This window comes from Mesorhizobium sp. M8A.F.Ca.ET.218.01.1.1 (assembly GCF_004791165.1).
GTDB lineage: Bacteria > Pseudomonadota > Alphaproteobacteria > Rhizobiales > Rhizobiaceae > Mesorhizobium.
Genome location: NZ_SRUZ01000021.1, coordinates 1 through 6064 on the forward strand (window position 1 = coordinate 1; position 6064 = coordinate 6064).

Annotated in this window: 5 protein-coding genes; 1 reads left to right on the forward strand and 4 read right to left on the reverse strand. The window is 65.1% G+C overall.

The genetic code is table 11. The features are described from left to right. Positions 1-330 precede the first annotated feature (330 nt). On the forward strand, positions 331-1056 hold the full coding sequence (dnaQ, locus tag EN861_RS34135) for a DNA polymerase III subunit epsilon (protein ID WP_127276253.1): 726 nt from the start codon (positions 331-333) through the stop codon (positions 1054-1056). 9 nt (positions 1057-1065) lie between these two features. On the opposite strand, the gene EN861_RS34140 is transcribed toward dnaQ, so the two are convergent. The 4 genes from EN861_RS34140 to EN861_RS34165 form a co-directional block, all read right to left on the reverse strand. Then, on the reverse strand, positions 1066-2016 hold the full coding sequence (locus EN861_RS34140; RefSeq protein WP_135867825.1) for an alpha/beta hydrolase: 951 nt from the start codon (positions 2014-2016) through the stop codon (positions 1066-1068). Positions 2017-2034: 18 nt separating this feature from the next. Then, positions 2035-2715, reverse strand: coding sequence for an isochorismatase family protein (locus EN861_RS34145; protein WP_135867826.1), 681 nt, complete (start codon positions 2713-2715; stop codon positions 2035-2037). Between the two features lie 451 nt (positions 2716-3166). Next, on the reverse strand, positions 3167-4471 hold the full coding sequence (locus EN861_RS34155) for a Xaa-Pro peptidase family protein (protein WP_135867828.1): 1305 nt from the start codon (positions 4469-4471) through the stop codon (positions 3167-3169). Between the two features lie 320 nt (positions 4472-4791). Then, a complete protein-coding gene (locus tag EN861_RS34165) occupies positions 4792-5760 on the reverse strand; it encodes a GlxA family transcriptional regulator (RefSeq protein WP_127276263.1) in 969 nt (322 codons plus the stop codon). Positions 5761-6064: the final 304 nt, after the last annotated feature.

Here is a 6064-nt window from a genome sequence, read left to right on the forward strand (position 1 = left end):
GCCAGCCAGCCTGTTGCCCAGGAAAGCCTCCGCCAAGCTCAACTGACCCGTCTGCTTCACCGCCATTGCGATTCCCTCCGAGCTTTCATCTCAGAGAATCACAACCAGCCAATTACGCAACAGGTCCCTTGTGGGAGAAGGTGGATCGGCGCGCAGCGCCGAGACGGATGAGGGGTGCGCCACGGGGTGCCGTCGGTGCCAAGCTGGAGCACCCCTCATCCGTCGCCTTCGGCGACACCTTCTCCCACAAGGGGAGAAGGGAAAAGAGGCATTGCCCATTGCCATTTTGTTCCGGTCTCGTGATTCTGCTCCTTTGGAGCAACTGATTCGATGCGCGAGATCATTTTCGATACCGAAACCACCGGCCTCGATTCGCGCGACGACCGCGTGATCGAGCTTGGCGGTGTCGAGCTGGTCAATCGTTTTCCGACCGGCAGGACCTTCCATCACTATATCAACCCGCAAGGGCGCGCGATCCATGCCGAGGCGCAGTCCGTGCACGGCATCAGCGCTGCCGATCTCGCGGGCAAGCCGACCTTCGCCGAAATCGCCGAGGAATGGCTGCGGTTCACGGAAGGCGCCAAGCTGGTCGCCCACAACGCCACATTCGATATCGGCTTCCTCAATGTCGAATTCGGCCGGCTCGGTCATCCGCCCGTCGATAACGGGCTTGTCGTTGATACGCTGGCCCTGGCGCGCCGCAAGCACCCGATGGGTCCCAATTCGCTCGACGCGCTGTGCCGGCGCTACGGCATCGACAATACGAAACGCACCAAGCACGGAGCCTTGCTCGATTCCGAATTGCTGGCCGAAGTCTATATCGAGCTGATCGGCGGCAAGCAGGCGGCTCTCATTCTCGACAGCGCCACCGCGCCGGCCCAGGGCGAGAACGTCCGCCATATCGAGATCATCGTCGCCGAACGGCCGGCGCCGCTCGTGCCGCGCCTCACCGAAGCAGAGCGCGCGGCGCACGCCGCCATGGTCGCCACGCTTGGCGAAAAGGCGCTTTGGCTGAAGGCAACGTCGTCCGAGGCAAGTGCCGCGACCTCGTCGTAACCCGGACCTTCAGTACGGCCACTCACCTCGGCCCAGCGCGGCAACCGCCGCGATGATGCGCGCAAAGGCTTCCGCCGCGGCCGGCACTGTGATGCGAGCGCGCAGGAAACTGTGCACGAGGCGGGGCTCCTGATGCCAACACGCCTTGCCGCCGGCGTCCAAGATGCGGTCGCGATAGGCCTCGCCATCCGACGACAGCGGATCGCATTCGGCCGTTACGATCACCGTCGGCGGCAGGCCGGAAAAGTCCGTGTCGCGCAGCGGTGAAAAGGTCGGATCGTCGGGCGATTGCTTCCTGGCTGACCTGACGTCGCGATAGAAGGCGGCATCGCCTGTCGACAGCAGCGGCGCATCGGCGTGTTCGACATAGGAGCCCACCGCCTCGTTGCCGCCGAGATCGGGATAGATCAGCACCTGGCCGATCGCGGCGCGCGGATGGTGACGCATGGCCTGCGCCAGCGCCGCCGCCAGACTGCCGCCCGCGCTTTCGCCGCACAGCACTAGCGGCAGGCCGCTGCTTGCGGCCGCCCATTCGAAACCCGCCAGCGCATCGTCGAAGGCGGCGGGGTGAAGGTGCTCGGGCGCCAGCCGGTAGTCGACCGACAGCACGTCGAAGCCGGTGCCGGCGCAGATTTCGGCGCAGATGTCGTCATGGCTTTCGAGCCCGCCGAGGATGAAGCCGCCGCCGTGGAAATAGAGCACTGTCGCATGCGGCGCCGCGCCGGCGAGCCGGTAACGGCGGACCGGGATGCCATGCTTGGAAGCGGCGACCAAGCTGTCGCGGGCCCTGACCCCGGGCGGTCTGCCCTGATGGAAGGCGCGGCACATCCTGGCATAGACCGCGCGCTGCTTGTCGACCGGCAGGCCTGATATCTCGGGCGGATACCAGGCGTTGACGCTGTCGATATAGGCCCAGAGTGCCGGATCGAGCCGGGTTTCGTATTTGCCGCGGCCGGTCATTTCAGTCTGCGGGGCACATCAAAGCTCGGCATAGAGACGGGCGGCGTTTTCAAAGGTGAAGCGCAGGGGTACCGAGCCTTCGACCTGCCAGACGGTGACCGTCTCGCCGGCCAGCAGCCGGCAGGCGCCGTCGGTGTCGGCAACCGCGCCGCCATAGAGCCGGTTGGCGAGGTTGAGGATGCCGGTCTGGTGCATCGCCGCGCTGCCGCTGCCGCAGGCATCCTTGACCAGCAACACGCGAAAGCCCTTCGCCACCGCATCCTTTACGGTGGCGTCGATGCAGGCCTCGGTCCACACGCCCGCGACAACAAGCCATTCGATGCCTGAAGCCTCGAGCCGGTCGGCGGCCGGACCGCTGCGAAAGGCGCTGGCCTCGGCCTTGATCAGCAGCGCCTCGCCCTCCGCCGGCGCCACCTCATGGCAGATCTCGGTCAGCGGGTCGCTCTTGTCGGAAAAGGCCGACTTGCCGTCTTCGCCTGTGGGATGAAAGGGCCGGTCCTGGCTGTCGAGATCGACGATATAGGCCCAGTGATGGAGCGGCACATGGTTTTGCCGCGCCGCCGCCTGCAGGCGCTGGACGTTGGCGAGGATGTTTTCGTAGCCTTCGACGAGGTAGCGCGGGTCGTGCCGGTGCTCTTCCTGCAGGTCGATGAACACGGCGGCCACCGTGCCGCGCTTGATGGAGATGGGGGCTTTCATGCGGAGGCGCCTGGGTTGCAGGCTGAATCGACCTGGCGGTTGGCAGGCTGGTCAAAAGCCGACATCGTTGCTTTTAGCGGGTTGGCGCAAGCGGTGATGATTGGCCGAAGCCTCCCCGACTTCGTCATCCACGGGCGAAGCAGCCGCGCAGCGGCGTCGCGGAGACCCGAGGATCCATTCCGTGACGTCCATTGAATGGCGCAACGGAGCAGAATTCGGTAACCGTTGCGCGGCATCGACGCCACGGCATGGATCCTAGGGTCTGCGCTGCGTCGCTGCGCTCCTTGCTCCGCCCTAGGATGACGAAGGCGATGGGAGGCGCGTTGACGTCCCGGCATGGATCCTAGGGTCTGCGCCGCGTCGCTGCGCTCCTTGCTTCGCCCTAGGATGACGAAACGATGGGAGGCTGCGCCAACCGTAAAGGCTACGTCACCGAGTGGGGCAGCGGCTATCAAACCTCTTTCTCCAGAAACTCGTCCTCATAGGGGAAGCGCGATAGCAGCTCCGTGCCGGTGTCGGTGATCAGGATCTCGTCCTCCAGCTTGACGCCCTCGCGGCCGCCCTTTTCGCCGATATAGCTTTCCACGCTCACCACCATGCCTGGCACGATATGGCCGTCGCGGCCATAGGTTTCGTAGTCCATGGCATGGGCGATGAACGGTGTTTCGCCATGCATGCCGACGCCGTGCATGACCGAGGTGTAGCGCTGGTCGACGAAGCGGTCCGGGATCTTCCAGGCCTTCTCGGCGATCTCGCGGAAGGCCATGCCGGGCTTGACGATCAAGATGTTGTGCTGAACCTGGTCGTGCGCCATGCGGTAGAGCGACTTCTGGTAAGGAGTCGGCTTGCCCGGACCGCAGCGGAAGGTGCGGGAGAAATCCGAATAATAGCCGTAGCAGCCGATCGTGTCGGTATCGAGCGCCAGCAACTCGCCGGGCCTGATCTTGCGGCCGCTGGCCTCGTTGAACCAGGGATTGGTGCGCTGGCCTGACGTCAACAGCCGCGTCTCGATGAACTCGCCGCCCTGGCGAATCACCTCGCCATACATGATGGCGAACAGCTCGTTTTCGGAGACGCCGGGCTTGATCGCCTCGCGCACGGCATAGACGGCGGCCTCGGCACCGGCCATCGACGCCATCAGGCATTTCACTTCCTCCGGCGTCTTGACCGCGCGCACCGCCAGGATTTCGCCCTGGCAGTCGCGGACCTCGCAGCCGCGCTTTTCCAGCGCCAGCGCCTGCAGGTGGCTGCAACGGTCGAGGCCGAGCTTCATCGAGCCGCCGCCATGCGTCTTCAGGAGCTCGGCGATCTCGTCGGCGAAGGGACCCGCGGTTTCGTCGTCGCGGCCTGACACGGAAGACCAGACGAGCTTGGACGGACGCGCCTCGTCGATCGTGTCGAGTACCATGGAGACATGGTAGCTCTGCGGATATTCGAACAGCACGATCGGCCCTTCGGTCGGGATGAAGAAATAGCGGGTCGAGTTGCGCAGGAAATAGCCGAACATGTTGCGCGAGCCGGTGGCGTAGCGCTGATTATAAGGGTCGAACAGCACGACGCCGCCATAGCCTGCCTCACGCATCCAGCCGCGCAGTTTCGCCAGCCGGCCTTTGCGCAGGGCGTCCGCATCGATGAAGGACGGCTCGGTGTCCGACAGCCACATCCCGCCGGCCGGGTCAGTGGCCACGGGGTGTCGCATGCGGTCCTTGAAGTCGACGTCCTCGGTGCTGTCGGGGTCGAATACGACGATGCTCATGGGGGTTCGGCCTTGGCTGGTTTGCGAGGGCCGAGCATGGCGCAGGCGGGGCGGATGGATTGTGCGGAATACCGCGTTTGTTGTGCGAGATGCCGCTGGCCAACAGGCGCCGTCGCGATCCTTCGCGCCCCCCTCTGCCCTGCCGGGCATCTCCCCCACGAGGGGGGAGATTGGCAGCTTCGCCAACCGCGCCTCCGTCTTCGATGTTGGAGATAGGCGAAAGCCGAGGTGGCAGCGATCTCCCCCCATGTGGGGGAGATGTCCGGCAGGACAGAGGGGGGCGCTGTCCCGCCAACATCTCACAGCTTCAGCGGGCGCCCCTAATGCCGTCTTGCCTGCTTCGGCGCGTGCCCATGCTCCTCGCGAAAGGCCCGGGCGAAACTCGACATCGAGGCAAAGCCGCAGGCCAGCGCCACGTCGCGCACGGCGAGCGTCGAGTGGGCTAGGAGATCGGCGGCGCGTTTCAGCCGCAGGCGCCGGTAGTAGCCGTTGGGCGAGATGTCGAGTTCGGAGCGGAAGGAGCGTTCGAGCTTGTCGGAGGAGACGCCGAGTTTCGCGGTGAGTTCGGCCATGCCGAGCCTTTCCTCGACCGCGTCCTCCATGATGGCGATGGCCGACAGAACCAGCTCGTTCTGGACGCCGGTGCGCAATCTCAGCGGCATCAGCTTGCGGTCGACGCTCGATCGCAGCTGGCTGTGCACGAACCATTCGGCGACGCCGGCGGCAAGCTCGGCGCCATAGTCCCGGGTGATGATCTCCAGCATCATGTCGAGGCTGCCGACGCCGCCGGCCGACGTGAAGCGCTTGCGATCGATGACGTAGAGATCGCGCCGCAATTCGATGTTGGGAAACGCCTCGGTGAAGGCGGCCTGGCTGGTCCAGTGCAAGGTGCAGGCATGGCCGTCGAGCAGGCCCGCGCGCGCGAGGAAGAAGGCGGCATCCGCCACCGCGCCGATATGGGCGCCATTGCGCAGGCTGCGGCGTATCCAGCTCGCCGCGTCCTCGGCGACGAGATGATCGGCGTCGCCGCCCGAGCAGACGACGATGCGGTCGACCTTGGGTGCTGCCTCGGCATAGAACCCTGGCTGGATGACGACGCCGTTCGACGCCTCGACCGGACCCTGGGTCGCACCAACGATTATCCAGCGGTAGCATTCCCGCTTCGCCAGCACATTGACGGCGCGCAGCGGCTCGATGACCGAGCTGAACGCCATCATCGGAAAACCGGGGAATACCAGCACCGCGAAGGTGAGGGGCTCGGTGGGTTCGGGTGGGTCGCGCGTGGCCATGGGGCGCAATAGTTCGGACAGATGGCGCTTGTGGTCAATTGCCATTCCGGAACGTTGGCGCCGCCCCTCATTACCCTGCCGGGCATTTCTCCCCGTATAGAGACGGGGAGAAAGAAGCAGCCGTGACCTCGGTGCCAAATCCTGCAACGTCGCCGATTGGCGAAACCGCCGAGGAAAGTGTCCAGCCGATAGATGGGTAACAGATTGAACCGGATACATAGGTAACAGTTCTCCCCCTATGCATCCGCCGCAGCGCCAAGCGGTTTGGTTGGCGCGGCGCTGCGGCGGACGAGCTTCATACGTC